Origin of the sequence: Marinobacter sp. DUT-1 (assembly GCF_050379415.1) — a bacterium.
Classification (GTDB): Bacteria; Pseudomonadota; Gammaproteobacteria; order Pseudomonadales; family Oleiphilaceae; genus Marinobacter.
In genome coordinates, this window is record NZ_JBNRLS010000002.1 from 300,317 (window position 1) to 323,374 (window position 23,058).

Here is a 23,058-nt window from a genome sequence, read left to right on the forward strand (position 1 = left end):
GTCGGGGTCAGATGAACGCTTTCATCTGACCCCTTCTTTCAATACCGAAGCAGCGCCGACCCCCAGGTAAACCCACCCCCAAAGGCCTCCAGCAAAACCACCTCATTCCGCTTGATCCGCCCGTCCCGCACAGCCACATCCAACGCCAGGGGAATAGACGCCGCCGACGTATTCCCATGCTTGTCCACGGTCACCACAACCTGGTCCATGGGCAGCTTCAGCTTCCTGGCCGTCGCCGAAATGATCCGCAGGTTGGCCTGATGCGGCACCAGCCAGTCCACATCGGTCTTTTCCATGTTGTTCGCTTCAAGGGTCTCATCGACGATCTTGCCGAGGGTATTCACCGCTACCTTGAAAACCTCGTTACCTTTCATTTCCACAAAGGCAAGACCGGCCTTCACCCGTTCGAAGTCATTGGCAATGCCGCAGGGCACCTGAAGCAGCTCTTCGTACTGACCATCCGCATGGATATGGGTGGAGAGAATGCCGGTTTCCTCGTTGGCCTCGAGGATCACCGCCCCGGCGCCGTCACCGAACAGTACGCAGGTACCGCGATCTTCCCAGTTGAGGATTCGGGAGAACACTTCCGCGCCAATCACCAGGGCCTTCTTGCTACTACCGGTCTTGATGAACTTGTCCGCAACGGAAAGGGCATAGACAAAACCGCTGCACACGGCCTGTATATCGAATGCCGGGCAACCGTGAATACCAAGTCGGGCCTGGAGGATGCAGGCGGAACTCGGGAAGATCTTGTCCGGGGTAGAAGTGGCGAACACGATGAGATCAATGTCTTCAGCCTTGATGCCGGCTGCTTCAATCGCCCGGAGCGAGGCCTGCTCGGCGAGATCCACCGTGGTCTGTCCATCCTCGGCAATGTGGCGTTGCTCGATACCGGTACGTTCCCGAATCCACTGGTCGGAAGTATCCACCAGAGACTCCATGTCCTTATTGGTCAGGATCTTCTCCGGAAGATAGGAGCCGGTGCCAACGATTCGGGCGTAGGTCATGCTTGTTTTTCCTCAGGTGTACGGTGTTTCTGTCTGGCATTGGTTGTGATATTGCCATCCTATACTCTGGCGAGCTTGGAGGTTATTAGCGATTTGTCAAAGACCCCACAGGAATGTTCCAGTTCTACTATGATGAGGAGAGAGCCTAACCGCTCGCCCAAATTCAGTTAATCGGAGGCCAATCACTATGGGCATCACCAGCCACGAACTCCACAAGGAATTCCCCGAATACAAGGATCGGATTGAAGAACTGAAGGCCAACGATCTGAAATTCAGTGAGAAACTCACCCGATACTCGGAGTTGGACCAGGAAATCGAAGGGCTGGAACAAAGAGGCGGACCCATCAGTGATGACAAGATGCACCGGTTGAAGGCCTGGCGAGCTCAACTCAAGGATGAGCTCTACCAGACATTAACCAACGGTAAGTAACATCCGCTAACCTGCCATCATCAGGCGGTACCTGTGGCGCTAGCGGCCGAGAGCTGGCGCCCGGTAGCTAAATACAAAGGATATGCCTTAAAGCCGCAATAGAGTATCTCGGATTCTCAAGTTTTTTTGCCAGAAAATGCCTGGTTCGCGAAAACCTCGGACAGAATGGCCTGCTCAACATGACTCCGCTGCCCGGATTTCACGGGAAGTCGGACGATAAGATGGATTTCCCCGGCCGCCGGGACCTGAATGCTGACCTTCGGGTCCACGGACGGCACCTCAAGCCCGCGGGAAATACCAACCTTGGTCATGTATTTCCGGACAGTTTCCAGGTAAGACTTACATTGGCGCCTGGCCGATTCGAGCAGGGCTTGCTGGGCTGCAGGCCAGTCGTCCTCCCGCTTGAACGGTACAGTGAAAGCGTGGAAGTCCCAGTTGTCGGTGAAACTCTCGTTGATGACAGGTTCTGAAACAAACAGCGAATTAGGTATTACAATCATACGGCCGGTACGGTGATGACCCGTCTTGCCGGGGCCGACCTCCATGATCGTTGTCGCCAGGAGAGTCTGGTCGATCACGTCCCCACGAAAATCCTTTACCTGAATGCGATCCCCCAGATTGAAAGACCTGGCGCCTCCTTTGAGAATCGAGCCGGACATGCACAGAATCAATTCTTTGGTCGCGATGACTACAGCCGCGGCGATAGCGACGATGGACAGGGCCAGGGCCCGGATCTGATCTCCCCAGATCAGCGCAAGACCCAGTATCCCCAACAACAGAAACCCGTTGCGGGAGTTAACCAGCAACCTTCCACGCAGCTCTGAGGAAGCCACGTTCTTTCGGATGAAACGGGCGGTCAGGGTCCGCAGGATAATGATGGCGACGACCAATAGCGCCGTGCTGACCAATAACCTGAACATAGACCCCGGTACTGCAAAGTTTTCCGGCAACATAGCCAGATTTTCCAACATATTCAAATTCCCTGTGTTACTTCAGATCAGCCGGCGTCGACCCTCGGTTCGCCTCCGGGCCTGCTCGGAATTCACGTAGATCGACTCCGTAAAGGTTGCGTTAGCGTGTCCGAGCTCTTCGCTGATGTGCCGGATATCGCCACCGGCCTCTATCGCCTGGCTGGCGCCGGTATGCCGAAGATAGTGTGTCTCGGATCGGATCGCCAGCATCTGTTTGGCCTCGTCGGTAAAACCTTCTCGCTCAATTCGATCCGCGGTGGCAATCATGGCATGCTCATGGTGACCCAGCCGAGGGTCCGCAGATCAGAAATGGAAGTTAGATTGAAAATATGACCGCTCTACTAGTATCAGTCATCGTATGGAGTATCGTGGCCTTTATGGCATCCGATGACTATTGCAGAACCCGTGAAATCAATGCCTTGCGATTATTTATTGTTATAGGAGTGGTTCTCATCCTGGTAAGGATGTGGACCTTCGACCTAGCTGACGCCCGCCAGGTTTCAGTCAGTGATTGAGCGCCAAACCAACCGATTATCAGGGTTAGCCTGCCTGTATCTAAAGAACTGGTTGAGATTCAGTAATAGGGAACTGTTTTAATGGGATTGTTGTGGGATAGTGGCTCGACTGGTTACCAGAAAATCAAGAACACAGTATTTGTAATCCCCGCAGTCCTGATGCTGTTAAATGCCTTTGGTCTTCGCAATTTCCTGCCGGCCCCATCCTACGAGCGCTTTTCGCTGTTTGCGGCAATTGGTGTGACTGTGTGGGGGTTCATTTTGATATTTTATGGGCGGGCTGTCGGCGAGCAGAGGCCCAACCTCCAATGGTATGAGTACAGTCGGAAGATGAAGTATGTGGCGATCTTGGCTGCCCCGTTCCTGATATTGCTCTTCAATTACGTGGCCATCGCTTATACGCTTCCTCACTTGGTAACGAAAGTTGTCGGTGAGCCCGAAACCATCGCATACGAGGTTGTCCGGGATCGAGGGGGTGGGCGCTACACCTGCAAGTATCGGATCATCAATGACGACATGACAGTTCCATTTGTCCAGCTGTGCGTATCAGAGGTGACTTGGTACCGCTTGCCCGTCATTCCGTTCACCGCCGAGTTTTCAGTTCAGAAGTCCTCTCTGGGCATGATCTTCAAAGAGATCCGGGTTACTGATTCGGGAGGCGCTGGTGAAGAGGCTACTGGGTGGGCAAACATAGGTTTCTGAAATATGAAGGTGACCCGCTTTGTGCGTGGCTCTTGCCGTCCAACCGGGCCGAATCAAATGGGAGCTGTGCAGGGAAATAAGCTTTGAGACTTCATTTAATTGCTATCCCAACATTGTTGTTTCTGGGTTGCTCAGGAGGAGAAATGCCGAGTCTTGGTAAATCCGGGTACGTTGGTGGTCCAGAGAGTTGGCAGGAATTTCTTGTATGCTGGGACCGCGAAATACTGGAAAGAGTAAAACCAGAGGGTGCGGTTAGCTCTATGGAGCGGCAAGTCCTGGCCCGAGGGGGGCAAAGGAACAAGCCAGCTTCTGAAACGGCTATTGCAGAAGCGGAGCAACGGCTGGGAACTGAGCTTCCTGAATCATTAAAAGATTTTTGGCGTGCTTCCAATGGCTTGATGCATCTTCGCCTTGATGCGGACGACGGTTTAATACACGGGGTCGATACAGTCTCCTGGCTGAAATCGAGCAACCCTGACTTCATACCTGAGAGGTCTCGGACGAAGATTATTTTGAGTATGGGCCTGACCAGGACCCCATATACCTGCGTGATGGTTACATCCAATCCATGCTCGTAGTGAGCGATGTCGTTGATAGTGGAGTTTACTTGCTCAATCCGGAAGTGGTGACGGAGGATGGAGAATGGGAAGCGTGGTTTATGGGCTGGAAGCTACCCGGAGCCCTTAGGTTCAGATCCTTCGCCCATTTGATGAGGTACTCCTACTACAAGGCTACTAAAGACCCTGAATTTGATAGCATCTACCCGGAAGACCGACTTCAAGGTACGTGCGCTGACAGTGGCTTGACGTCGTCCTCAAAGGTCATGCAATGAAAGATACGTTAAAAGAGCTGGAGCTACTGATAGGCAGAGAGGTTCAAGCGCCACCGAAACCAGAGGACTTCGAGAGTAAGGCCGCCTATATCTTCGCAAAAGTTTTACACAAGAGGTTTCCCAAGGAGCTCAATCAGCCGTTATCCGCTGAATTTCGAGGGATTACAGAATTGAGCGATCTCTGGCGTTGGGCCAACGGAGAAAAAGGGATAGGGAAAATAAAACCAGGCTACAGGCTACAGGCTATTAAGTATGGAGGAATCTTCGGACGCACAGGATTCCTTATATAGTAGCGCTCCGATTGAATGGCTGAATGATCTCCAGCCCTTTTTTCTGGCTCCGAATGATTTTTATATATGCTTGAAGTCTTCAACATCAGAAGTTGTTGCCGTGAATTTGACTGCTGGAAGAATCTTGATTCTATCTGGTGACCTCGATCAGTACTTTAAATTTTTGATTGCTTGTATTTCTAACGGGGTGTACGGGGACACCTATTGCGATGACCTGGATCCTGATAATTATATAAAGAGGGAAATTGACGCAGCGAGTGAGGTTGGTTTAGAGAGTTATTATCCGCTAACAAATAACAAGAAAACTGTTCTCGATAGTTTGATTGTTGGTGACCAGATCTAGTTCATACCAACAGAACAGTGTTTGCCCAAATTCACCTGCGTCACCAAATATTTGAAGAAGGTCTGCAAAGCGGTACGGCTGGCACTCAGGCTTGCCTGCGTTACGGAGTAGGGGGCCGCTGGGTCCTTGGAGCGGAGGGCCATGGGGCGCCAATGAGAAGGTTGCTATCTGCCTGTGAAAGACGCCGCTTAGCGATCACCAGGTGTAATTCAGAAACATCTTAACCTCGCTTAGAAACCGGTTGTAAGTGCCTGATAACTAGCTGTATCTAACCAGAAATGTGTGAGCGATTCGAAAATCTTCCAGCGCTGAATCGTGATCGATCGGGAGCTCCGCCAAAGCCGCCTGCAGGTCTGAATAGAGCTCGAGATCGGCGGTATCGAACAAGGGAAAACCGGGAAATCTGGCTCTTGAGTTCATGCGAGGCGTCTTTTGGGCGACTACAGAAAGTGCTAAATCGTCGGCACGAGGAATCAATAGGTTACGGAGTAATTTTTACACAAAGTGCTAAATAAACTTGAAGTGGATTCTAGCATAACTAGTCGATTCGAGGTTCCTCAAAAAGTGCTAAGTTCGTGGTCCAAATCAAGCAAGAGCAGCATCAGAATGCGCCCCTGGAAACCGCTGAAGAGGTGCTAATAGAGGGGCTGGAAAGACATTCCACAAACTCGTCAAAACCAGGGCGTCGAAATGTCGATTCTCAGCCGAGCGCTTTTTCGTATACAGAAAAAGCGTGCTACCGTCATCTAAGTAGACTTTGCCGAATAATTTCAGAATGTTGACTCTGACGGGAAGAACGAATGAAAGTAATTGTTATCGGCGCAGGAATAATGGGCACTACTTTCGCCACCCTGGCGAAGGAATTGGCACCGGAACTGGATATCACCATTCTGGAAAGACTGGACGGCGCCGGTTCCGGGAATTCCTGGGTGTTCAACAACGCAGGTACCGGGCACGAAGCGAATTGTGAGCTCAACTACACGCCGGTGGACGAAGAGGTTATTTCAGTCGAAAAGGCTGTAAAGATTCACGCCCAGTTCAACGTCGCCAAGCAGTTCTGGGCCTATCTGATCCAGAAGGGAGCGATCAAGGATCCCAAATCGTTCATCAACCAGACCAAGCACTGCACCATCGTCTCCGAGCCGTCGATTCAGGAGCTGAAGCTGCGATTTAAAGAGATGGCTGGACATCACTTCTTTGAGCAGATGCGCTATTCAGAAGACTTTGATGAGATCAAAAGCTGGATTCCTTACATCATGGAGGAGCGGCCACGCCATGAGAAGATGGCGGCGACCGTGATCGAGACGGGTACAGACGTTAACTTTGGTGCGCTGACAGAGCAAATGGCCAAGCATGCTGTTGACGATCTTGGGATAAAGATTGAATACGGCACTCACGTCAAGCGCGTACATCGCAGCCCGGCCGGTAGCTGGCTAGTGGAAACCCAGAGCAGGGGAGTTGATCGCCAGTACAAAGCAGATGTTCTGTTTGTCGGTGCTGGCGGTGGCGCATTCCCGATCCTGAAGAAGAGCCATCTGCCTTTTGCTCGTCGTTTCACCGGTTTTCCCGTTGGGGGGCGTTTCCTACAAGCCGAGATCGCCGCCGAGCAGGCCAAGCAATACAGGGCCAAAACCTATGGGAAGGCGAAAGTGGGTGCGCCGCCGATGTCTGTCCCGCACCTCGATTTGCGGGTGTCAGATGGAAAGTATTACCTTCTGTTTGGCCCGTTTGCCTCGTTCAAACCGGTGCTGGAGAGAGGGCGGGGGTTCTTCGATTATCTTCGCTCAATGCGGATCCACGATATTCCGAGTCTGCTGAATGTCGCCCTTGAGCACTTCCCCCTGGTCAAATACCTGGTTTCAGAGACCTTCAAGGGCGAAAAGAGCATGTTCGAGGAGCTGGACAGCTTCGCGCCGGGCATGAGCAAGAAGTTCAACTGGAAGGCGGCCGAGGCCGGCCAGCGTGTGCAGATCATCCGGGATGGGGACCTGCAGATGGGCACCGAGATCCTGATCTCCAGTGACAAGACCTACGGCACATTGCTGGGCGCGTCTCCCGGTGCTTCGGTATCGCCGGAAGTCATGTTGCGTTGCCTGGAACAGCTTTTGCCGTCTATTTTTACCAGTGAGGAAGCGGAGAAAAAGAAGAAGGAGATATTCCCCGAAGACAATCTGGATACCCTGGCGAAGAATCCCGAGCGTTACCGGGAAATCCGGGATGCCGTTAATGAGCGGTTGGGGATCAAGCCGTCGGCATCACAGCAGGACTGAGCAGGCCAACAAATAGCAGGGAGATTTCCATGGACAGAAGAATCAGTGTCACCTCGCCTCTCGTGATCCTGCACGGCGACGAAATGGCCCAGGTTGCGTTTGAGCAAATTCTCAAGAAATTCGTAAGTTCACGGCTTGATATTCAGCTTGAAGAAATCGACCTGTCTGCGGAAAACCGCCTGCTGACGAATGGCCAGGTGGTCCTCGATGCCATTGATGCGCTTCAGCGCCATGGCGTGGGTGTAAAGAATGCCGGTATGACCGTTAACCGTCAGCAGCTTGAGGACTTACTCAGGAAACACCCGGATGTGGACGGCAACAACCTGAACCCGCTGGCAACCAAATCGCCGAACGGGGCCATCCGGAAGGGCATGAGCGGCAACATAACCCGGGAAGACATTCAGTTCCGTAACCTCAATATCCGTCGTCCAGAGTGGGTGGGGCGTGATATCGAGGTGGAAACCATGGAGTTCGGAGGTATCAAGGACAGCTTCAACCAGCTGTCCGTGGCAACCGGTGTGGTCAAACTGATGTTCGTGGGCAGCAGTGGTGACCCTGTGGAGCTCCATCGCCGTGAGATCCGCAAGGGCGATCCCTGGCTGTTGGCAACGAACGACATTGAGGACGTAAAAGCCTGGGCGCACCGTTTCTTCCAGCGCGCCATCGCAGAGAAACGGGACGTCTACCTGGGCTTGAAAGATACTGTGATACCCGGCTACGACGGCGCCATGCGTTCGGTGATCGAAGATATCTACCACAGCGGCTACAAACAGCAGATCGAGGAACTGGGTCTTAATTACTACTACGAACTGATCGATGCCCAGGCGGCGCGAATCGTTTCCAACCCGCCGGAGCGCGCGCTCTGGGGTGTGCCGGATAACACCACCGGACGCAAACTGCTCAAGCTGGTGAATCAACTCAAGGAATTTGGCATTCCGGGCCGGGGTGCCCATGTGTCCATCTCTCGGATGAGTGCCGGCGGTGGTGACCAGTACGGCAGCTTCAACATGGCCGCCAAGGAAGACGGCATTCTCAAAGTGATCGTCGACGGTGACGAGAAGCATGCCCGCCGGGTCAGAAAGGGCGATCCCATGCTGCTCATGTCCAATGACCGGGAAGCCATCAAGGACTGGGTTCTTCAAGTGTTCCGCGACGCCTCGCGCAAGGAAAAAGAGGTGTATTTCGGCCTCAAACGCGAGTACATGGAGTACGACGAAGTCTACAGCGACGTGATAACCGAGGTGCGCCGTGAGTTGGCCAGTGAGGACACGCCGCCACCATCGTTCATGATTATGCGGCCTTCGAGCCAGCTCAAGAAGATGATCACCGATCCTCCCCGTAACGCGCTGTATCCCTCCCAGAACCTGGATGGGGACATCTTCTCGGACATCTCAGCTGCACTGGGTGGAAGCCTGGCCACGGCCAGTTCGATCATCGAGAGCAAAGACGGCACCATGTTGTTCGAGGCGCCCCATGGCACGGCCCATGATCTGTACCTGAAGTATCTGGAGAGCGACGGCAAGATAGCCCATTTCAACCCCTCAGCATTGATTTTTGCGCTGGCCAACGCCCTGGAAACTCTCGGTGAGAGAGAGGGTAACGAGCCCCTGAGTCGCTACGCAGTTCAATTGAAGGCTGCATTAACCGATACGGTCGATCGGGGTGTCGTTACGGCCGATCTGAAAGGGAAAACCGTGGATCCGGCCTCCGAACAGGTAGTGGATATGGTGGGCTTTCTGGAAGCTGTAGAAGAAGCGCTTCCGTGAACTGCTGAACACCGAAAGTGCCTGAGCGTGAAGTGGAAGTGAGTTCTGCGGGTAAATACATTTAATGTCCAATACTCCTAAGACGGGGTTGGCTGCCTTGAATAATAAGGGGTCAGATGAAAGCGTTCATCAGACCCCGATCTGACGCCGGCGGTTGTCGTCAGGTCTGAACAATGTGACTTGAGCTATCGCTCTTTATGGATTTTTGGAGAGGTGTATGGTTGGACGACCACACAAAGAACTAAACTTCCGCCACCGTAATTCAGTTACTTACCCTCCAAAATCCACACAAAGTGCTAAACAGACTTAAAGCAGATTCGAGAATGAAAATTTAGCACTTTCTGTGGCTATTCTTTAGCACTTTCTGTGGTCGTCCACAGCTGTACCCTGATTTCCAGATAACACCCAAGCAATACTGCGCATAATGTATATTATGTTAAATACCATAAATGCTCCCCGAAACCCTTTTAAAATAATTCCCTCCAGACTCAGCTAATACCAGTGTCATTGCGTCCCCTCACAAACCACCACGCCCCGGCGATCGCCGTTGCCAGTGCTATTGGCCAGATCAGACTCCAGCCTTCACTTGATGTCACCGCGAACCAGGAGTGTCCTGCCTCGGACCAGGCGCCCGGTAAAAACCAGAATGCCACGAGGCTGCATACCGTAGCTGCCACCCAGCCAAGCCATTTGAAAGGATGGTTATGCCCTGTCCGAGCGCTTTGATGGAGGGCCCAGAGGAATCGCCAGATCAGGAGCATGGTAGCAACAGCGCCGGCGGACATGATCAGAGGTAAGTATTCCGCCATGGCGAAGTCATACTGTTCAGGCTTCAGGGAATCCTTCATGGCGAATTTGGCTGCTGCCCCACTGGTAAACGGCAGGCCCGCGAGTGAAAGACCGGGCAAGCCAATCAACAGCCAAACGAGCCACCGGAAGCGGCGTTCAGCCGGCAGCTCCACTGCCGTGGAAAGAAACAGGCAACCTTTGGCCAGGCCATGATGCAAAGCATACAAGGCAATGGCAGACAGAAGCGTTGCCGCCTGGGCAGTATTTGAAATCGCAGCGCCAACCATCAAGGTAATGAGCCCCATCTGACTGATGCTCGAATATGCCAGAATCGTTTTTGGACGAACCTCTTTTAACCCGAGTATTGCACCGCCGAGAGCCCCGGTTGCGCCAAGAACCACGAGCATATTGCCCCAGGCCGGCAACGGCAGTTCACCGAACGGCAGAGTAACGAGCCAGCCAAGCAATCCTGCCTTGATCATTGCGCCGCTAAGTACGGCACTGGCTGGAGTCGGTGCGACCGGATGCGCCAGTGGCAGCCAGAAGTGAAGGATGGGAAGCCCCGCCTTGACCCCGAAACCTGAAACCAGAAAGGCGATGATCAACCCGCTCCGCTCGGAATCTGCAATGGCACCGGGCAGCTCGGTGAGCAGCGTGCTGTCCGCCTGATGGGCCGCCATCAGCAGACCGGTGAGCAGAGCCATCTCGCCAGCGACGGCCATGGCGAGGTAGACCCGCCCTGCCCGGTTGGCTTCGTCGGTCCCGTCGTGAACCACCAGTCCGTAGGCGGCAAAGGTCATCAGGGCAAAGAAGCTGTAGAAACTGGCAAGATCCACAGAGATGATCAGGCCCAGGTTTCCGGTTAGCGTGAGAGTCCAGAACACGCAGAATGCGCGTAGTTTGCGTGTATTCAGGTAGCCAATCGCAAAGATACCTGCTGTCGCCCAGAGCAAAGATGTGAGCAGAAGAAAGCTTTGCCGAAGCTCATCCAGCCCCCACACCCCGCCTATAAGTAACCAGGGCAGTTCAAGCCAGTCATGGGGCTCGGCTATCAGGCTCGCCAGTATTGCCGGAAGTGGCAGCAGTGGCAGGCTGTACCGGTAACTCTCCTGCCATCGTGGCCTCAAAGCCAGTAGAAGAGAGGCAAGAGGCAGAATTACGGTCATCAGAAGCAGCGGTGCGGTGATCATCACAAGTCCACCTCCCTTGCGACAATCAGCTCGACCCATCCCAGCGGGCTAAACGACGCCGAGGCCAGCAAGCCGGCCAGTATCAGGAAGCCGGCCGTCACCAGCGGAGGCCATAGCAGCCAGGCGCTGGTCTCAAAGCGGCCCCACTGCCGTTCCTCAGGCCACGCATCTTTCTGCTCGCGGAACCAGATCCTGTTCAGTACCGGCAAAAAGTAGGCAGCGTTGAGCAAGCTGCTGATCACCAGCACGGCAATCACCCAATCCATGCCCGCTGCCAGAGCTCCGGTCCCCATGGTCCATTTGGTGATGAAACCCGCCAGTGGCGGTGTTCCGATCATGCCGAATGCGGCAAGGGTGAAGGCGACAGAAGTAGCCGGCAACCGACGCCCTGCACCATCAAGTTCATCTATTCGGTGTATTCCCAGGGTTTCCGCGTAATTGCCGGCACAGAAGAACAGTGTGATCTTCATGACGCCCTGATGAATCAGGTGGACCAGGCCGCCGGCCACGCCTACCGGCCCGGCTAAACAAAGCCCCAGAACGATATACGACACCTGACTGACGGTTGAAAACGCCAGCCGCCGTTTCAAGTCAGACTGCTTCAACGCCCTCACCGAGCCGTAGACAATCGTGAACGCAGCAATGGCGGCCAATCCCGATAACAAACCCAACGCATTGGCTGTTTCCAGTCCGTAGATCTCCAACACCACCCGTACAATGCCGAAAGCCCCCGCTTTTACCACAGCAACAGCATGCAGCAGTGCGCTGACCGGCGCCGGAGCCACCATCGCCACTGGCAGCCAGCCATGCAGCGGCACTATGGCGGCTTTTACGCCGAGACCGGCAATCAGAATCACGAAAACGATGGTTAAAGGTAGCTGCAGCTCAGGCGCCATATCCTCAAAATGACCGCCCGGTCGGAATGGCAGGTCCCCGGAAAAATTGTGGAGCAAAGCGATCCCGAACAGCAGAACTGCGCCCCCGGTGAGCGTATAGATGATGTAGGTACGCCCGGCCCGCAATGCCTGTTGGGTTCCGCGGTGCACCACCAGAGGATAAGTGGAGAGCGTGAGCATTTCGTAGAAAAGAAAGAAGGTGAACAGATTACCCGCCAGGGCGATGCCCAGGGTACTGGCCACGCACAGGCTGAAAAAACCAAAGAATCGACTTCGGTTGGGGGAGTCCTCCAGGTAACCCACCGCATACACCGTGGTCAGCAGCCACAGTGCCGCCGAAAGTCCCGCAAACAACATGGCAAGGGCGTCCGCGCGGAGCACGAACTTCACCCCGGGCACCATGGGAAAAGAGATCCCGTACTCTTTGCCGTGAAACACACCCCAGATCATCAGCCCGACCAGCAGTAGCTTCAGGACTGCCGCGGTAAGGTTTACAACGGTTCGAAGTTGATGCTTTTGCTCGGGCAGGGTGAAAATGATGATGGCCGCCGTAAGGGATGTCATCAGCGCGAAAACCGGTAGCAAGGCGCTGGCAGTCATGTGCCCTCCCCGTTGGCGAACGCCAGGGCCATCACCGATAGTACCGGCTCGGCCATCAGGCCAAGTCCCAGGGAAAGCAGCGCCAGAATCATCGGGATGATCTCAAGGCGGCGGGCAGGATGAAAGAAATGATCGATATTGGAGTCTTCGACAAATGAGGCTCGATACACCCGGAATACGTAGGCCGCAGACAACAATCCCCCGCCCAGAAGTACCACCAGCCACCACCACTGACCGGTGGCCAGGCTTGCCTGGAGAAACAGCCATTTTGCGGCGAAACCGCCCGTGGGCGGCAGGCCCATAAGCGATACCCCTGCCAGGCCAAATGAAAACAGCGAAAACGGCAGAAAATGGCTGACCCCGGCCAGCGCATTCACCCGATTGCTGCGCACCGACATGATCAGGTTTCCCGCCGAAAGAAACATTGCAGCCTTGGCAAGCGCGTGGCTGATCACCTGCAGAGTCATGGCTTGTTGTGCCTGCAGTGCCGCCGCCTCCGTGGTATTCCACGTCAGCGGGAACAACAGGAACAGGTATCCGATCTGCGCGACTGACGAGTACGCCACAACCTGCTTGAGCTTCGCCTGCCGTAACGCCTGCCAACCACCCCAGAACACCGCCATACCGCCCAGTAATCCGAGCAACTGAGCGAGGGCAAGTGAACCCAGGGGCGCCCCAAGCTCAAGCCAGAGCCGTGCTGCGATATAAAACGACCCTTTTACCACCAGGGCTGACAGCAGGGCGCTGACCGGTGACCTGGCGATACCGTGAGCGGGTGGCAACCAGCGGTGCATCGGAAACAGCGCTGTTTTCAGGGCCAGACCGAAGAGCATCAGTATCAGGGCGAAACCGGCTCCCTCACGGGCACTCCCATGGATCAATGCGGATGCAATCCCCGAGAGCGACAGACTGCCAAACTGGCCATAGACCAAGGCAACGCCCAACAAGTAAGCCAGGGAACCCAACAAAGCGGCCATCAGGTAACGAATAGCAGCCCGCAAGGCTTCCGACTGCCCGCCAAGCGCAACCAGGCCAACCGCCGACAGGCTTATCAGCTCCAGGCCCACGTACAGGTTGAACAGATCATTCCCCAGCCAGACGACATTCAGGCCGGCCCAGAGAAACCAGAACAACGGCCAGAAATACCGGTGCCACTGTTTGTCCGGGTCCAGATAGAAGCCGGCGTGCAGGCCCGATGCCGCTGCCACCAGCGCGGTCAGCATGACAAACGTCACCGCCAGGCCATCCACTCGCAGTTCTATTCCCAGTGGAGCCTGCCAGCCGCCGAGTGGATATTGGAAGCCGCCCTCGCCGGCAACAACGGCCCAGAGCGCCAGGGATACCAATACCTGGATCACTATTCCCAGCCAGGTTATTGTCCTGCCCCGTCTGAACCCGGCAAGCAGGGTCAGAACTGCCCAGGCAAGCGGTGTGAACAGTAAACCGGCCATCAACCAGAGAGTCATTCGTGCCGAGCCCCCCGGGCCTGGTCCGGCGGTGTGTCCTGGGCAGGGCCCTCAAGGGAAGTCGTTCCGGAGAGGTGGTAATAGCGGCGGATCAAGACTACCGCCAGTGCGGTGGCAGCAATGGCAACCACAATGCCGGTAAGCACCAGTGCCTGCGGCACCGGATCGGGTCCGGAGCGATGCTGGGCAAGGCCGACCAGTACCAGGAAAACCCCGGAACCCATGAGATTGAAGGCCAGCAACTTACGCAACAGGTGCGAGATGAGGATAAAACCGAACAGGCCAATGCCGCACAAAGCGGCTCCTGCGAAGGCGTACAACAGGGATGGCGTCATCCGGAGCCGCCCTCTTCCGGTTCCTCTGCATCATTGACCGGTGCAGAGACAAACAGCGCCAGCAGCACCATGGCAATGGAAAGCGTCAGAACCGTCTCGATTACAACAATCAGAGTTTTGGCCAATTCGGGAGGGTATGCCAGAAACTCACCCCCGTGTAGAGCACTCGCCACAGCAACCAGCAGGAACACCGTGAAGCCCAGCGAGAGTCCAAGCCGAAGCATTAGTCCCGGGCGCAGAAAGTCCATTGGAATGCCTCCGAGTCGCATCAGAATCCCGCTCGCAGCCAGAACAGCCCCTGCCTGGAAAGCCCCTCCGGGGCGATCGGATCCGGCCCAGAGCAGGTATCCGGCGAGCAAAAGCATCAGAGGTATCAGCCAGCGTTGCAGTGCATAGAGCAGCTCATCCGACGTGCGAAGCTCCGGGTCTTCCAGGGATGACGTTCTGGCCACGGAGATGCCGGCAATGCCGGCAATCACCAATACACCAATTTCCAGCAGGGTGTCGTAGCTGCGAAAGTTCAGAAGCACGGCCGTAACCGGGTTCTCGACACCACTCCGCCCAAGGTTCTCTGCCAGCCGCGCTGGCAGGTCGACCGGTGTGGCAGTTGCCGAAATCTCCCGGATAACAAAAGCGAGGCCGGCAACGAAGGCAAGACAGGCTGAAGCGACAAGCGAGGTGCGCAATACCCGGTTCATGACGGCCCTCCTCCACGATTTTTCCTCCCCGACTTCCTGTTGGAAAGGTGCCGGGCGGCGTCGAGCAGCAGTACGCCAGTCAGTCCGGCTCCAATGGCTGCTTCGGCAAGTGCAACGTCTGGCGCATGCAGGCGCACCCAGGCCAGGGCCATCAGCAAACCGAAAGCAATAAAGAAGACAACAGCCCGGAACAGTTCACGGGACCACAGGACACTCCCGGCTGTTACCAACAGAGCGATCACGAGCACGATATCCAGCAACCATTCAGCCATCGTCTTCCTCTGTCCCGGAGCCATCCGTGATACTGTCACGGACCGCTCGCGCCACAAGGTGAGCTGAGGTGGCACTGGCTGCCAATGCAACAATCCAGATCAGCAGTGTCTTGAAGCCGGCGGAGAAGGACGGTGCCAGAGGCAATAACGCCAGCACAATGAAGCCCAAACCAAGGTTATCCGCCTTGGTCAGTGCATGAATACGCGTAAGGGTATCGGGGAAACGGAAGAGACCAAGACTGCCCAGTGCAAAAAACACACAGCCCGAGAGCAGCAGAACCAACTGAACCGCAATCACAAATCCGTCAAGCATGGGGCTCCTCCCTGGACTCATCATTGCCTGACTCCCCTGACGTGTCGTCCCGATCAATCCTGACCACGCGTGTGACAAAGGCTGCCACGGCCAGAACCGACAATACGGCAAGGGTCAATGCCACATCCATCAGGGCCGGCCACGAACGGGCGTATGCAAGTACAAGCAACAAGGCGACACCGGTAGTTCCGAATAACTGGGACGCCAGCATCCGGTCAGCTGCCTCGGGTCCCCGCCAGATCCGGATCAGGGCAAGGAGCAACGTAAGCAGGAGAAACGCAGCAACACCCAACAAGACCATGGTCATGATCTGACTCCTTCCTGGGGAGCCAGGGTGATTCCAAACGCTCGTGCAACCTGAAACTCCGCCTGCCGAATGCCAGGTTCTATATCGACACTGGTGTCGAGGCAGTGGACCGTCAGCTGGTTGCTTTCCATGTGTACGCTGAGAGTCCCCGGCATCAGCGACAGGGTGTTTGCAAGCAACCAGCGAGGGCCACCTTCCGGCAGGCGAAGGGAAAGCGTTATCTCTCCGGGTTTGATGGGCAGTGAGGGTGTCAGCAGACGCCTCGCCACATCAACGCCGGCAAGCATCGAGTGGCCGAGGAAGTACACTATGAACTGCAACAGTCCCAGCAGACGAAGCCTATGGATGGAAGGGGGAAACAGGAGTACGGATAGTACCGCCACCAATGCAATCACTACTGCCCCGAACAACCAGGCCGAGGGGTCTGCGAGGGTTAACATCCACCAGACCGCGACGAGAATCACTGCACGGGTAGCAAAGGTTGCAATAGGTGAAGCCGGCGCCGGCTGCATAGGTACTCCTTTTACCTTGTCAGAGATTCGGGCTCGCTAGCTCCCTTTCATAACCTCCAAAAGCCTAACACAGTCGGCTTGGATGGCGGCACCGGGTGGAATAAGGACGGTTCCTGATCTAATTTTAGTCAAGAGGTCGCAGTCTTGGTTAATACCATTGGTAGTAATCTCGGACGATTAAAACAGGACTGAACGAAAGGAAGCAGATATGAAACGGACCAACTTATCAATCACGCTGGCAGGCTGCGTTTGCCTTTCCCTTGGCTCAGCCGCGGTACTGGCTGACTCCCACGGGAAAGGCACGATGCAACTGGCCGAAGAAAAACAATGTATGGCTTGCCACACCACCAGTGAAGAGGTTCCCCGAGCGCCCTCCTTCCAGAGCATCGCCCAGAAATATACCAAGGACGATGCAGATCGACTGGTCCAGGTCGTTCTTACGGGCGGCGAGGATCACTGGGGCTCTGCGGAAATGCCCGAAATGGATGCCCGTGCAGAAGTGAGTGAGAAAGAGGCAAGAAAACTGGTGAACTGGATTCTGGATATGCGCGCAGAAAAGATGTGAGAATCCGCGAATTGGGCAAGTGAATCAGGCCGGTGGCAAATCAATGGCACCGGCCTTCTTTATTGAACCCACCAAAAAATCCGGTAATCAGAACTTCCAGAAAGGCGTGCGAAGTCTTGCTTCGACAACTTCCGGCGGATAGCCCACATCGAGAAGCAGGCGGGGTTCAGTGTTCTCTACGAGGCGTACAAAGTTGCGCTTCATACGCCAACCTTTAAACCAGGTAGCGGCTGTTTTCATGGTCTCTGATCATCCTGTTAGGAGCTAAGGGCAAATAAATCATGCCTTGGTAGTCATTAGGCAACTATTCTACTGCTTACCTTCTACTAAACAGATGCTTAGAAACCACTACTTCTGGCCTTCAACCTCGGCGAAGTAGCGCCTTTTACGTATGAATCAGTACCCTGCTAAGGCAGAAAAAAAGCACTCACCCGCCGGCCACTTCTGGTGATATATTGATCAGGTCCAGCCAAATCCCATTCTGGTGGTAGTAGTCAGGACAAGCGTGCGGATGGAATGCGTTCCCCTGCTGTCAGCCCGCCTGCCACTTGTGATCTCCTCTGAATAAGCCCGAAGGGCGATGGCTCAGTGGCCAATGTGGCCGTTGATGGTGCCGGCAAGGCACCATCCTCATGGAGGAGCAAGCCCATGAAATCTTTTCTGTTTTCTTACCCGATCCGTTGGCTTCGGCTGATGGTCCTTTGGGGTTTCGCCGGTGTTGTGTTCGCGGCCGAACCAAATGGTTTCATCGGTGCACCCGTGGCCGTGGGTAATGGCGCAGCCTGGGTAATGGTTACGGCCAATGCCCGAAACGAGCCGGAGTCGGTATCGGTAATAATGACTAAAGACGCTCTGCAGGGGCTTCCGCCATTCGATGCCAACAAGCCTGTCTGGGAATTTGTAATTGGCATGCCGGTGGCAGGCCCGCGAACCGGCTACGACCATGTCGTCCTTGACTGGAATCCGGCCGGTCATATTCCCGAAGGCGTGTACTCGGTACCCCATTTTGATGTGCATTTTTATCTGATCCGGAACGAGGAACGCGAAGCCATTACCTTCCATGGCGAGGGGCGTGAGCTTGCGATGGCGGCACCGGATGAACAGCTGGTTCCCACCGGGTACGTGATCCCACCGGATGCGGCCGTGGACAGGATGGGGATGCATGGCCTGGATCCGGCCGGCGGCGAGTTCCATGGTCAGCCATTCAGCCACAACTTCATTTATGGCTATTACAAGGGTGAGCTGATGTTTGTAGAGCCGATGGTGTCTCTCACCTTTTTGCAGTCCCTCGCGGATTCAACCACACCGGTCAAAAAGCCTCAGAGATACAGTTATCCGGCCTGGTATCCTGCGGCCTACCGGATCGGTTTTGATTCCGGCAAAGGCGAGTACACCATTGGGCTCCAGGAATTGCAGAGATTCGACTGAGGATCAGAAGTACTCAAACTCCAGATCCTGGTAAACCCGCCCGGCATTCTTGCCGGCCAGTTCCTCGAACGTATCGAGGTAGGACCATTGGGACTGGTCGATGTTATAGGCGTCGTCCAGTCCACCGCCCTGCTCCAGGATTTCAGTCACGGCGTTGCGCAGGAAGACGAGATAGCCCCGGGTTTCCTTGGTCACGACATCAATGGTCGTCGGTTCGCCATGCCCCGGAATCACAATTTCCGGGTCCAGTTGTTCGGTCATCTTGTCGAAAGACTCAATCCAGGCGCCGGTTTCGGTATCCTCAAACACAGCCAGCAAGCGCTGGTGGAAGCCCAGATCGCCGGTAATCACCAGCTTCTCCTCGGGTAACCACAGAGCAATGTCTCCCGGCGCGTGGCCCGGGCCGAAATAGTGCAGTTCGATGGTTACGTCACCCATATCCAGGTCATAGCGCTCCTCAAACCCGATGTCGGGCACGGCAACGTAGGTTCCCTCAGCCTTTTCCTCCATCCGGCGCTGCATGGAGGCCAGTTTCACTTCACCCTGATGCTCGAATTCGGCGATTGCTTCGTTCTGGGCGATGATTGGCACCCCCTGGTCACGCCAGTAGCTGTTGCCCAGCATCGAGTGGCCCTGGGCATTCTCATTCACCACATATTTCACGTCTTTGTCGGTGATGCTGCGAATGGAGTTATGGAAGGACTTTGCCAGCAGAAAGTTGTCACCGCCGTTGAACACCACCACACCTTTCTCGGTGATGATAAAACTGAGGTTGTTGTTATGGCCGTGGTTTTCGTAGGTGCCCGGCGCGGTTTCCCCGATGGCCGAGTAAACCCGGTCAGTGACCTTTGTGACCTCCAGTTGTTCGGGAATACCATTGCTTGCATCGACAAATCCCGGAACGATCAATAACGCCAGAAACAGTCCTCGAAAACCCATTGTTATTCTCCTTTTTCCGAATAATCCGGAGCGAATAGCCACGCTATTCCGGATTCCTGAATACCGCCTCGGATAACGCTGAGTCATCAGGCAGGCCGACGATCTTGCGTATTTCTCCGTCCGGATCTTTGTAGAAAACCGATGGAGTCGCTGTAACCGACAGGGTCTCCATCAATCGATTGTTGCTCTGAACCTTTTCCCTCAGGTCTTGCGGCACATTTTCTTCGGATTCCAGCCAGTCCCTGGGGAACTGGCTATCATGAAATTCAAGCTTCTGCACCGGGTTCTCGGCCCCGAGTACGCTGGCTGCCTTGGCCAGGCTGGAGGGCTGGATGATGCCGACCATGATGTGGCGCAACTCGATACCGCGCTCCAGATAAGGCTGAGCCTTCTCCCGGAACGCGACACAATAGCCGCAGTTGGGATCGGAAAAGACATACACGACACGACTGGCATCGCCTGGTCCCTCTGAGACCCAAGCGGCGTCGGCCAGGGTCTTCCAGGCTCCGGTCAGATCCGGTTTGGGGAGCCAGTTCCTGATGTGGTTCGCACTCAGATCCTGACCGAAACCGTCCACCATCTTGCCGATAACCACATGCTCGCCGTCCGGCATGAGGTAAAGGGAGACCGGATGTCCGTTCCTTCGGCCCACAAAGCCTTTCAGGCCACCCGGCGCTTCGAAGCTGGCCTCGACCTTCAGGCCTTCATCGACCAGGACCTGTACGGCATCCGGGTAACTCGCCGATACCGCCAACGAGGGCAGCAGAAGTATTGGAGAAACAACTTTCAGAATACTTCGTAGCATTTTGATTACCGGGCAGTTTCAATGGATTCTTTATCAGAAAGACGCCATTTCCAGGTCCATTTCCACGGCCGCGACACCAGCCTGGGCGCACATTTCATCGGTCTCCCCGGAAGGTGCGCCACTTACGCCGACTCCGCCGACGGTTTCACCGCTCGCCTGGATAGGAACGCCCCCGGCCGAGAGCAAGACGTTATCCACCTTGCCGACGGAAAACGGCCCGGTGAATCGGTCCTCAAGCGCCGAGGTCGGGCTTGTGAAGGTCATGGCGGTGTACGCCTTGCGGTAACTGACATCGAGGGACAGATCCATGGCCAACACGTCCCGCAACACCACCTGGGGATGTCCGCCGCGATCAACGACTGTTACCGAAACCTGAACGCCCTCCTCCCGACATGCGTCGATAGCCGTTTTTGCGATAGTCAGGGCGGTATCCATGGACAGTTTCTTGATCTCAACCATGACCGGCTGGTCGCTGTCCTGGGCGCCGGCAATACCACTGGCAGCAAGGGCTGAGACGAACATCAGGGATTTTGACAGCTTGGTCTTCATGACACGTTTCCTTTACATAGTGGGGCATTCACGGGCGAACAAGCACATAGCCTTCTTCGACCACGTCCAGGATATGGGCAACTCCCACGTCGACCGGGATGCTTTCAGGATGGAGTTCCGGACGATTTCCGGTTTCTCTCTCGATGGTGTTGATCGTGTTCATGCAGACCGTGAACCGTACGCCCTGGGCCATGAGACTGTTGATTCGTTCCCGGCGGCTGTTGTCCGCAAACATCAGGCGAACGCCGGGACCGAAGGTCGTTATCTCGATATCTATGGCGTCAGGGCCATAGTATTCCAGCAGGTTGGCGGCCACGCTCAGGACCTTGTCCTGCTTTTCCGCTTCACCATCGCTTAGCTGCATTAGCAGGAATTTCTCGGCAAACGGTTTGCTCTCGCTCACCGGCTCTGCGTGGAGGATACCCGCTGCAACAATGAGCATCAGGCCCAGCACCGCGATCTTGGCTCCAGCAAAGAAATTCCTGTTCATGGCTTATCCTGCGTAGTCTTCAAGCCCCGGATTGCCCTCGACATTCTTGAGCTTCGGGGTGTTGAACTTGTCAATTTTCACGGTCTTCTCGGACCGCAGATAATCGGCGACCACATCCCAGATCGGCCGTCCCGGTGCCCTTGAGTTCACGGTGGCCCAGCCAGCAACCTTGTACATTTTGTTGGCTTCAATGGGCTCGCCATTATCCAGGCGCATATCCGAAATACGCCCGTTCATGGAGCCAGTGGGGTCACAGGTGTAATCCATGCCGCCAACACGCACCATGTCTCCACCCTGCTGGTAATAAGGATCCTTGTTGAACAGGTTGTCGGCCACATCCTCCATGATCAGTTTCAGGTCCGCCCCGGACATCTCCCGAACATAGGTTTCCGGATAGGTGATTGCGGTGGCGTTCATCACATCGTCCATGGTGATGTGTTCCCCCGGCAATACGGTGGTTCCCCAACGGAAGCCGGGTGAAAGGGAAATCTGGGCATCGAGAACCTTGCGCTGGGCATCGCAGATGACCTGGTCCATGGTGCCGTTGAAGTTACCGCGCCGATATAGCAGTTCATCAGCGATAGCGAGTTTTTCACCAAGCTTGTCCATGTACGGCGCGCGGACTTCCTCGATGAAGCTGGTCATGGCCGGATCGGGCTTGATCAGATCGGAGAAGACCGGCAGCAGCTTGTATTCATAGCCGCGGACCCCATTGTTGCCGATATCCAGGTCCAGCATGGCAACGTACTTGCCGTTGGTTCCTGCGTTGCTTACCAGGGTCTTGCCACCCGGATTCGTCACTTCGGTTGGCTGCGGTACGGCGTCGTGGGTGTGACCACCGAGAATGGCGTCGATGCCGGTAACACGGCTCGCCATCTTCAGGTCAACGTCCATACCGTTGTGGGAAAGGACCACAACCGCGTTGACCTTTTCGTTTTCACGGATCTCGTTGACCAGCGCCTGCATCTCGGATTCCCGGATGCCCATGCGCCAGTCAGGAATGAAATAGGATGGATTGGCAATCGGCGTATACGGGAAGGCCTGGCCGATGATAGCAACACGCTTCCCGCCGAGTTCGCGGATGGTGTAAGGCTTGAAGACCCGACCGCTGACCTCGTCGTAGGCCTCTGCTCCCATGAACATGGCTTCGTCGGAAAGGAAAACGTTCTGGGCCAGAAACTCGCCCTTGAAGGCACCGACATTCTTTCGAATCTGCTCTTCGGGATAGGTGAATTCCCAGTGCGCGGTCATGATATCGATGCCCAAGCGATTACTGGCCTCGACCATATCCTCACCATTGGTCCAGACGGCTGTGCCGGAGCCTTGCCAGAGGTCACCACCGTCAAGCAACAGGGAATTGCCCGCACCGGCCTGTTCCCGGAGTTGGTCAATCAGGGTTTTCAGATGCGCGAACCCGCCCAGCTTTCCGTATTCGTGCGCAGCTTCGGTGTAATTGAGATAGGTAAATGCATGGGATCTTCGGCTATCGAGAGGAATGCCGAAATGATCCAGGAAGTGTTGTCCCACCAGATGTGGGACCCTGCCCTTGCTGGGACCGACACCGAGATTCACGTTAGGCTCACGGAAGTGAACCGGTGATAGCTGGGCATGGATGTCGGTGAGATGAAGCAGTCGGACATTGCCGAACTTCGGTGCGTCGTACAGTCCCTCGCCGCCTTTTGCCAAAGCAAGTTTCGGCGCAAGCCCGGCTACGGCTGCCGCTTGCATTGCCATCAGGAAGTCTCTGCGGGAAATTGTCACTGCACTCTCCTTTCTTT

27 protein-coding genes are annotated in these 23,058 nt (G+C 55.3%); 9 read left to right on the plus strand and 18 right to left on the minus strand.

Going from position 1 to position 23,058, the window contains the following annotated elements; genetic code table 11:
- Positions 1–38 precede the first annotated feature (38 nt).
- Positions 39–1,007 carry a beta-ketoacyl-ACP synthase III gene (locus ACQUTG_RS06960; RefSeq protein WP_372986034.1) on the minus strand — a complete coding sequence of 323 codons (969 nt, stop codon included), beginning with the start codon at positions 1,005–1,007 and terminating at the stop codon, positions 39–41.
- Between the two features lie 187 nt (positions 1,008–1,194).
- Between ACQUTG_RS06960 and ACQUTG_RS06965 the strand changes: the two genes are divergently transcribed.
- A complete protein-coding gene (locus tag ACQUTG_RS06965; RefSeq protein WP_428918711.1) occupies positions 1,195–1,437 on the plus strand; it encodes a YdcH family protein in 243 nt (80 codons plus the stop codon).
- 116 nt (positions 1,438–1,553) lie between these two features.
- On the opposite strand, the gene ACQUTG_RS06970 is transcribed toward ACQUTG_RS06965, so the two are convergent.
- Positions 1,554–2,357, minus strand: coding sequence for a mechanosensitive ion channel domain-containing protein (locus ACQUTG_RS06970; protein WP_428918712.1), 804 nt, complete (start codon positions 2,355–2,357; stop codon positions 1,554–1,556).
- A 72-nt stretch (positions 2,358–2,429) separates the two neighbouring features.
- Positions 2,430–2,675 (minus strand): tyrosine-type recombinase/integrase, encoded by a 246-nt coding sequence (locus tag ACQUTG_RS06975; RefSeq protein ID WP_428918713.1) that lies wholly within the window; start codon positions 2,673–2,675, stop codon positions 2,430–2,432.
- Positions 2,676–3,004: 329 nt separating this feature from the next.
- Here ACQUTG_RS06975 and ACQUTG_RS06980 point away from each other — a divergent pair, with 329 nt between their 5' ends.
- The 6 genes from ACQUTG_RS06980 (at position 3,005) to ACQUTG_RS07005 (ending at position 9,126) form a co-directional block, all read left to right on the plus strand.
- Positions 3,005–3,625: a hypothetical protein gene (locus tag ACQUTG_RS06980; RefSeq protein ID WP_428918714.1), complete on the plus strand. Its 621-nt coding sequence runs from the start codon at positions 3,005–3,007 to the stop codon at positions 3,623–3,625.
- Positions 3,626–3,885: 260 nt separating this feature from the next.
- Positions 3,886–4,203, plus strand: a complete 318-nt coding sequence (locus ACQUTG_RS06985; RefSeq protein WP_428919251.1) for an SMI1/KNR4 family protein — start codon at positions 3,886–3,888, stop codon at positions 4,201–4,203.
- A 250-nt stretch (positions 4,204–4,453) separates the two neighbouring features.
- Positions 4,454–4,747 carry a hypothetical protein gene (locus ACQUTG_RS06990; protein WP_428918715.1) on the plus strand — a complete coding sequence of 98 codons (294 nt, stop codon included), beginning with the start codon at positions 4,454–4,456 and terminating at the stop codon, positions 4,745–4,747.
- A complete protein-coding gene (locus ACQUTG_RS06995) occupies positions 4,710–5,090 on the plus strand; it encodes a hypothetical protein (protein ID WP_428918716.1) in 381 nt (126 codons plus the stop codon). Before ACQUTG_RS06990 ends, ACQUTG_RS06995 begins: the two co-directional genes overlap by 38 nt.
- 800 nt (positions 5,091–5,890) lie before the next feature.
- Complete coding sequence (locus tag ACQUTG_RS07000; RefSeq protein WP_428918717.1) at positions 5,891–7,360, plus strand: malate:quinone oxidoreductase; 1,470 nt, start codon at positions 5,891–5,893, stop codon at positions 7,358–7,360.
- A gap of 29 nt (positions 7,361–7,389) precedes the next feature.
- Entirely contained in the window at positions 7,390–9,126 is a 1,737-nt protein-coding gene (locus ACQUTG_RS07005) for an isocitrate/isopropylmalate family dehydrogenase (RefSeq protein WP_428918718.1), read from the plus strand.
- 488 nt (positions 9,127–9,614) lie between these two features.
- Here the strand turns inward: ACQUTG_RS07005 and ACQUTG_RS07010 are convergent, their stop codons facing one another.
- The 9 genes from ACQUTG_RS07010 to ACQUTG_RS07050 are packed head-to-tail and all read right to left on the minus strand — an operon-like array spanning position 9,615 to position 16,504.
- Complete coding sequence (locus ACQUTG_RS07010; RefSeq protein ID WP_428918719.1) at positions 9,615–11,105, minus strand: complex I subunit 5 family protein; 1,491 nt, start codon at positions 11,103–11,105, stop codon at positions 9,615–9,617.
- Positions 11,105–12,601: a complex I subunit 5 family protein gene (locus ACQUTG_RS07015; protein ID WP_428918720.1), complete on the minus strand. Its 1,497-nt coding sequence runs from the start codon at positions 12,599–12,601 to the stop codon at positions 11,105–11,107. The genes ACQUTG_RS07010 and ACQUTG_RS07015 overlap by 1 nt, the downstream gene beginning before the upstream one ends.
- A complete protein-coding gene (locus ACQUTG_RS07020) occupies positions 12,598–14,067 on the minus strand; it encodes a complex I subunit 5 family protein (protein WP_428918721.1) in 1,470 nt (489 codons plus the stop codon). The genes ACQUTG_RS07015 and ACQUTG_RS07020 overlap by 4 nt, the downstream gene beginning before the upstream one ends.
- Entirely contained in the window at positions 14,064–14,402 is a 339-nt protein-coding gene (locus tag ACQUTG_RS07025) for a sodium:proton antiporter (protein WP_428918722.1), read from the minus strand. Before ACQUTG_RS07025 ends, ACQUTG_RS07020 begins: the two co-directional genes overlap by 4 nt.
- Positions 14,399–15,100, minus strand: a complete 702-nt coding sequence (locus tag ACQUTG_RS07030) for an MnhB domain-containing protein (protein ID WP_428918723.1) — start codon at positions 15,098–15,100, stop codon at positions 14,399–14,401. The genes ACQUTG_RS07025 and ACQUTG_RS07030 overlap by 4 nt, the downstream gene beginning before the upstream one ends.
- On the minus strand, positions 15,097–15,372 hold the full coding sequence (locus ACQUTG_RS07035; protein WP_428918724.1) for a Na(+)/H(+) antiporter subunit B: 276 nt from the start codon (positions 15,370–15,372) through the stop codon (positions 15,097–15,099). The genes ACQUTG_RS07030 and ACQUTG_RS07035 overlap by 4 nt, the downstream gene beginning before the upstream one ends.
- Positions 15,365–15,685: a cation:proton antiporter gene (locus tag ACQUTG_RS07040; protein ID WP_428918725.1), complete on the minus strand. Its 321-nt coding sequence runs from the start codon at positions 15,683–15,685 to the stop codon at positions 15,365–15,367. Before ACQUTG_RS07040 ends, ACQUTG_RS07035 begins: the two co-directional genes overlap by 8 nt.
- Positions 15,678–15,992: a monovalent cation/H+ antiporter complex subunit F gene (locus ACQUTG_RS07045; RefSeq protein ID WP_428918726.1), complete on the minus strand. Its 315-nt coding sequence runs from the start codon at positions 15,990–15,992 to the stop codon at positions 15,678–15,680. Before ACQUTG_RS07045 ends, ACQUTG_RS07040 begins: the two co-directional genes overlap by 8 nt.
- The gene (locus ACQUTG_RS07050) at positions 15,989–16,504 is read right to left on the minus strand and encodes a Na+/H+ antiporter subunit E (RefSeq protein ID WP_428918727.1); all 516 of its coding nucleotides are present in this window, start codon (positions 16,502–16,504) and stop codon (positions 15,989–15,991) included. Before ACQUTG_RS07050 ends, ACQUTG_RS07045 begins: the two co-directional genes overlap by 4 nt.
- A 208-nt stretch (positions 16,505–16,712) precedes the next feature.
- On the opposite strand from ACQUTG_RS07050, the gene ACQUTG_RS07055 reads away from it, so the two are divergent.
- Positions 16,713–17,069 (plus strand): c-type cytochrome, encoded by a 357-nt coding sequence (locus tag ACQUTG_RS07055; RefSeq protein ID WP_428918728.1) that lies wholly within the window; start codon positions 16,713–16,715, stop codon positions 17,067–17,069.
- Between the two features lie 87 nt (positions 17,070–17,156).
- Here the strand turns inward: ACQUTG_RS07055 and ACQUTG_RS07060 are convergent, their stop codons facing one another.
- Complete coding sequence (locus tag ACQUTG_RS07060; RefSeq protein WP_428918729.1) at positions 17,157–17,309, minus strand: hypothetical protein; 153 nt, start codon at positions 17,307–17,309, stop codon at positions 17,157–17,159.
- A 408-nt stretch (positions 17,310–17,717) separates the two neighbouring features.
- Between ACQUTG_RS07060 and ACQUTG_RS07065 the strand changes: the two genes are divergently transcribed.
- Positions 17,718–18,497 carry a DUF5602 domain-containing protein gene (locus ACQUTG_RS07065; protein WP_428918730.1) on the plus strand — a complete coding sequence of 260 codons (780 nt, stop codon included), beginning with the start codon at positions 17,718–17,720 and terminating at the stop codon, positions 18,495–18,497.
- A gap of 3 nt (positions 18,498–18,500) precedes the next feature.
- Here ACQUTG_RS07065 and ACQUTG_RS07070 read toward each other — a convergent pair whose 3' ends face one another.
- Genes ACQUTG_RS07070 through soxB form a run of 5 tightly spaced genes read right to left on the minus strand, consistent with a single transcriptional unit; the run spans position 18,501 to position 23,041 of the window.
- Positions 18,501–19,436, minus strand: coding sequence for an MBL fold metallo-hydrolase (locus ACQUTG_RS07070; RefSeq protein WP_428918731.1), 936 nt, complete (start codon positions 19,434–19,436; stop codon positions 18,501–18,503).
- A gap of 43 nt (positions 19,437–19,479) precedes the next feature.
- Positions 19,480–20,241, minus strand: a complete 762-nt coding sequence (dsbG, locus tag ACQUTG_RS07075; RefSeq protein ID WP_428918732.1) for a thiol:disulfide interchange protein DsbG — start codon at positions 20,239–20,241, stop codon at positions 19,480–19,482.
- Positions 20,242–20,274: 33 nt separating this feature from the next.
- Positions 20,275–20,790, minus strand: a complete 516-nt coding sequence (locus ACQUTG_RS07080) for a GlcG/HbpS family heme-binding protein (RefSeq protein WP_428918733.1) — start codon at positions 20,788–20,790, stop codon at positions 20,275–20,277.
- A 28-nt stretch (positions 20,791–20,818) separates the two neighbouring features.
- Complete coding sequence (locus ACQUTG_RS07085; RefSeq protein ID WP_428918734.1) at positions 20,819–21,280, minus strand: hypothetical protein; 462 nt, start codon at positions 21,278–21,280, stop codon at positions 20,819–20,821.
- Between the two features lie 3 nt (positions 21,281–21,283).
- Positions 21,284–23,041 (minus strand): thiosulfohydrolase SoxB, encoded by a 1,758-nt coding sequence (gene soxB / locus ACQUTG_RS07090; RefSeq protein ID WP_428918735.1) that lies wholly within the window; start codon positions 23,039–23,041, stop codon positions 21,284–21,286.
- Between the last annotated feature and the right edge of the window lie 17 nt (positions 23,042–23,058).

Excerpts from the sequence above, each read along its gene's own strand:
- ACQUTG_RS06960 (WP_372986034.1), bottom strand. The coding sequence starts at position 1,007 with ATGACCTACGCCCGAATCGTTGGCACCGGCTCCTATCTTCCGGAGAAG.
- ACQUTG_RS06965 (WP_428918711.1), top strand. The coding sequence starts at position 1,195 with ATGGGCATCACCAGCCACGAACTCCACAAGGAATTCCCCGAATACAAG.
- ACQUTG_RS06970 (WP_428918712.1), bottom strand. The coding sequence starts at position 2,357 with ATGTTCAGGTTATTGGTCAGCACGGCGCTATTGGTCGTCGCCATCATT.
- ACQUTG_RS06975 (WP_428918713.1), bottom strand. The coding sequence starts at position 2,675 with ATGATTGCCACCGCGGATCGAATTGAGCGAGAAGGTTTTACCGACGAG.
- ACQUTG_RS06980 (WP_428918714.1), top strand. The coding sequence starts at position 3,005 with ATGGGATTGTTGTGGGATAGTGGCTCGACTGGTTACCAGAAAATCAAG.
- ACQUTG_RS06985 (WP_428919251.1), top strand. The coding sequence starts at position 3,886 with ATGGAGCGGCAAGTCCTGGCCCGAGGGGGGCAAAGGAACAAGCCAGCT.
- ACQUTG_RS06990 (WP_428918715.1), top strand. The coding sequence starts at position 4,454 with ATGAAAGATACGTTAAAAGAGCTGGAGCTACTGATAGGCAGAGAGGTT.
- ACQUTG_RS06995 (WP_428918716.1), top strand. The coding sequence starts at position 4,710 with ATGGAGGAATCTTCGGACGCACAGGATTCCTTATATAGTAGCGCTCCG.
- ACQUTG_RS07000 (WP_428918717.1), top strand. The coding sequence starts at position 5,891 with ATGAAAGTAATTGTTATCGGCGCAGGAATAATGGGCACTACTTTCGCC.
- ACQUTG_RS07005 (WP_428918718.1), top strand. The coding sequence starts at position 7,390 with ATGGACAGAAGAATCAGTGTCACCTCGCCTCTCGTGATCCTGCACGGC.
- ACQUTG_RS07010 (WP_428918719.1), bottom strand. The coding sequence starts at position 11,105 with ATGATCACCGCACCGCTGCTTCTGATGACCGTAATTCTGCCTCTTGCC.
- ACQUTG_RS07015 (WP_428918720.1), bottom strand. The coding sequence starts at position 12,601 with ATGACTGCCAGCGCCTTGCTACCGGTTTTCGCGCTGATGACATCCCTT.
- ACQUTG_RS07020 (WP_428918721.1), bottom strand. The coding sequence starts at position 14,067 with ATGACTCTCTGGTTGATGGCCGGTTTACTGTTCACACCGCTTGCCTGG.
- ACQUTG_RS07025 (WP_428918722.1), bottom strand. The coding sequence starts at position 14,402 with ATGACGCCATCCCTGTTGTACGCCTTCGCAGGAGCCGCTTTGTGCGGC.
- ACQUTG_RS07030 (WP_428918723.1), bottom strand. The coding sequence starts at position 15,100 with ATGAACCGGGTATTGCGCACCTCGCTTGTCGCTTCAGCCTGTCTTGCC.
- ACQUTG_RS07035 (WP_428918724.1), bottom strand. The coding sequence starts at position 15,372 with ATGGCTGAATGGTTGCTGGATATCGTGCTCGTGATCGCTCTGTTGGTA.
- ACQUTG_RS07040 (WP_428918725.1), bottom strand. The coding sequence starts at position 15,685 with ATGCTTGACGGATTTGTGATTGCGGTTCAGTTGGTTCTGCTGCTCTCG.
- ACQUTG_RS07045 (WP_428918726.1), bottom strand. The coding sequence starts at position 15,992 with ATGACCATGGTCTTGTTGGGTGTTGCTGCGTTTCTCCTGCTTACGTTG.
- ACQUTG_RS07050 (WP_428918727.1), bottom strand. The coding sequence starts at position 16,504 with ATGCAGCCGGCGCCGGCTTCACCTATTGCAACCTTTGCTACCCGTGCA.
- ACQUTG_RS07055 (WP_428918728.1), top strand. The coding sequence starts at position 16,713 with ATGAAACGGACCAACTTATCAATCACGCTGGCAGGCTGCGTTTGCCTT.
- ACQUTG_RS07060 (WP_428918729.1), bottom strand. The coding sequence starts at position 17,309 with ATGAAAACAGCCGCTACCTGGTTTAAAGGTTGGCGTATGAAGCGCAAC.
- ACQUTG_RS07065 (WP_428918730.1), top strand. The coding sequence starts at position 17,718 with ATGAAATCTTTTCTGTTTTCTTACCCGATCCGTTGGCTTCGGCTGATG.
- ACQUTG_RS07070 (WP_428918731.1), bottom strand. The coding sequence starts at position 19,436 with ATGGGTTTTCGAGGACTGTTTCTGGCGTTATTGATCGTTCCGGGATTT.
- dsbG (WP_428918732.1), bottom strand. The coding sequence starts at position 20,241 with ATGCTACGAAGTATTCTGAAAGTTGTTTCTCCAATACTTCTGCTGCCC.
- ACQUTG_RS07080 (WP_428918733.1), bottom strand. The coding sequence starts at position 20,790 with ATGAAGACCAAGCTGTCAAAATCCCTGATGTTCGTCTCAGCCCTTGCT.
- ACQUTG_RS07085 (WP_428918734.1), bottom strand. The coding sequence starts at position 21,280 with ATGAACAGGAATTTCTTTGCTGGAGCCAAGATCGCGGTGCTGGGCCTG.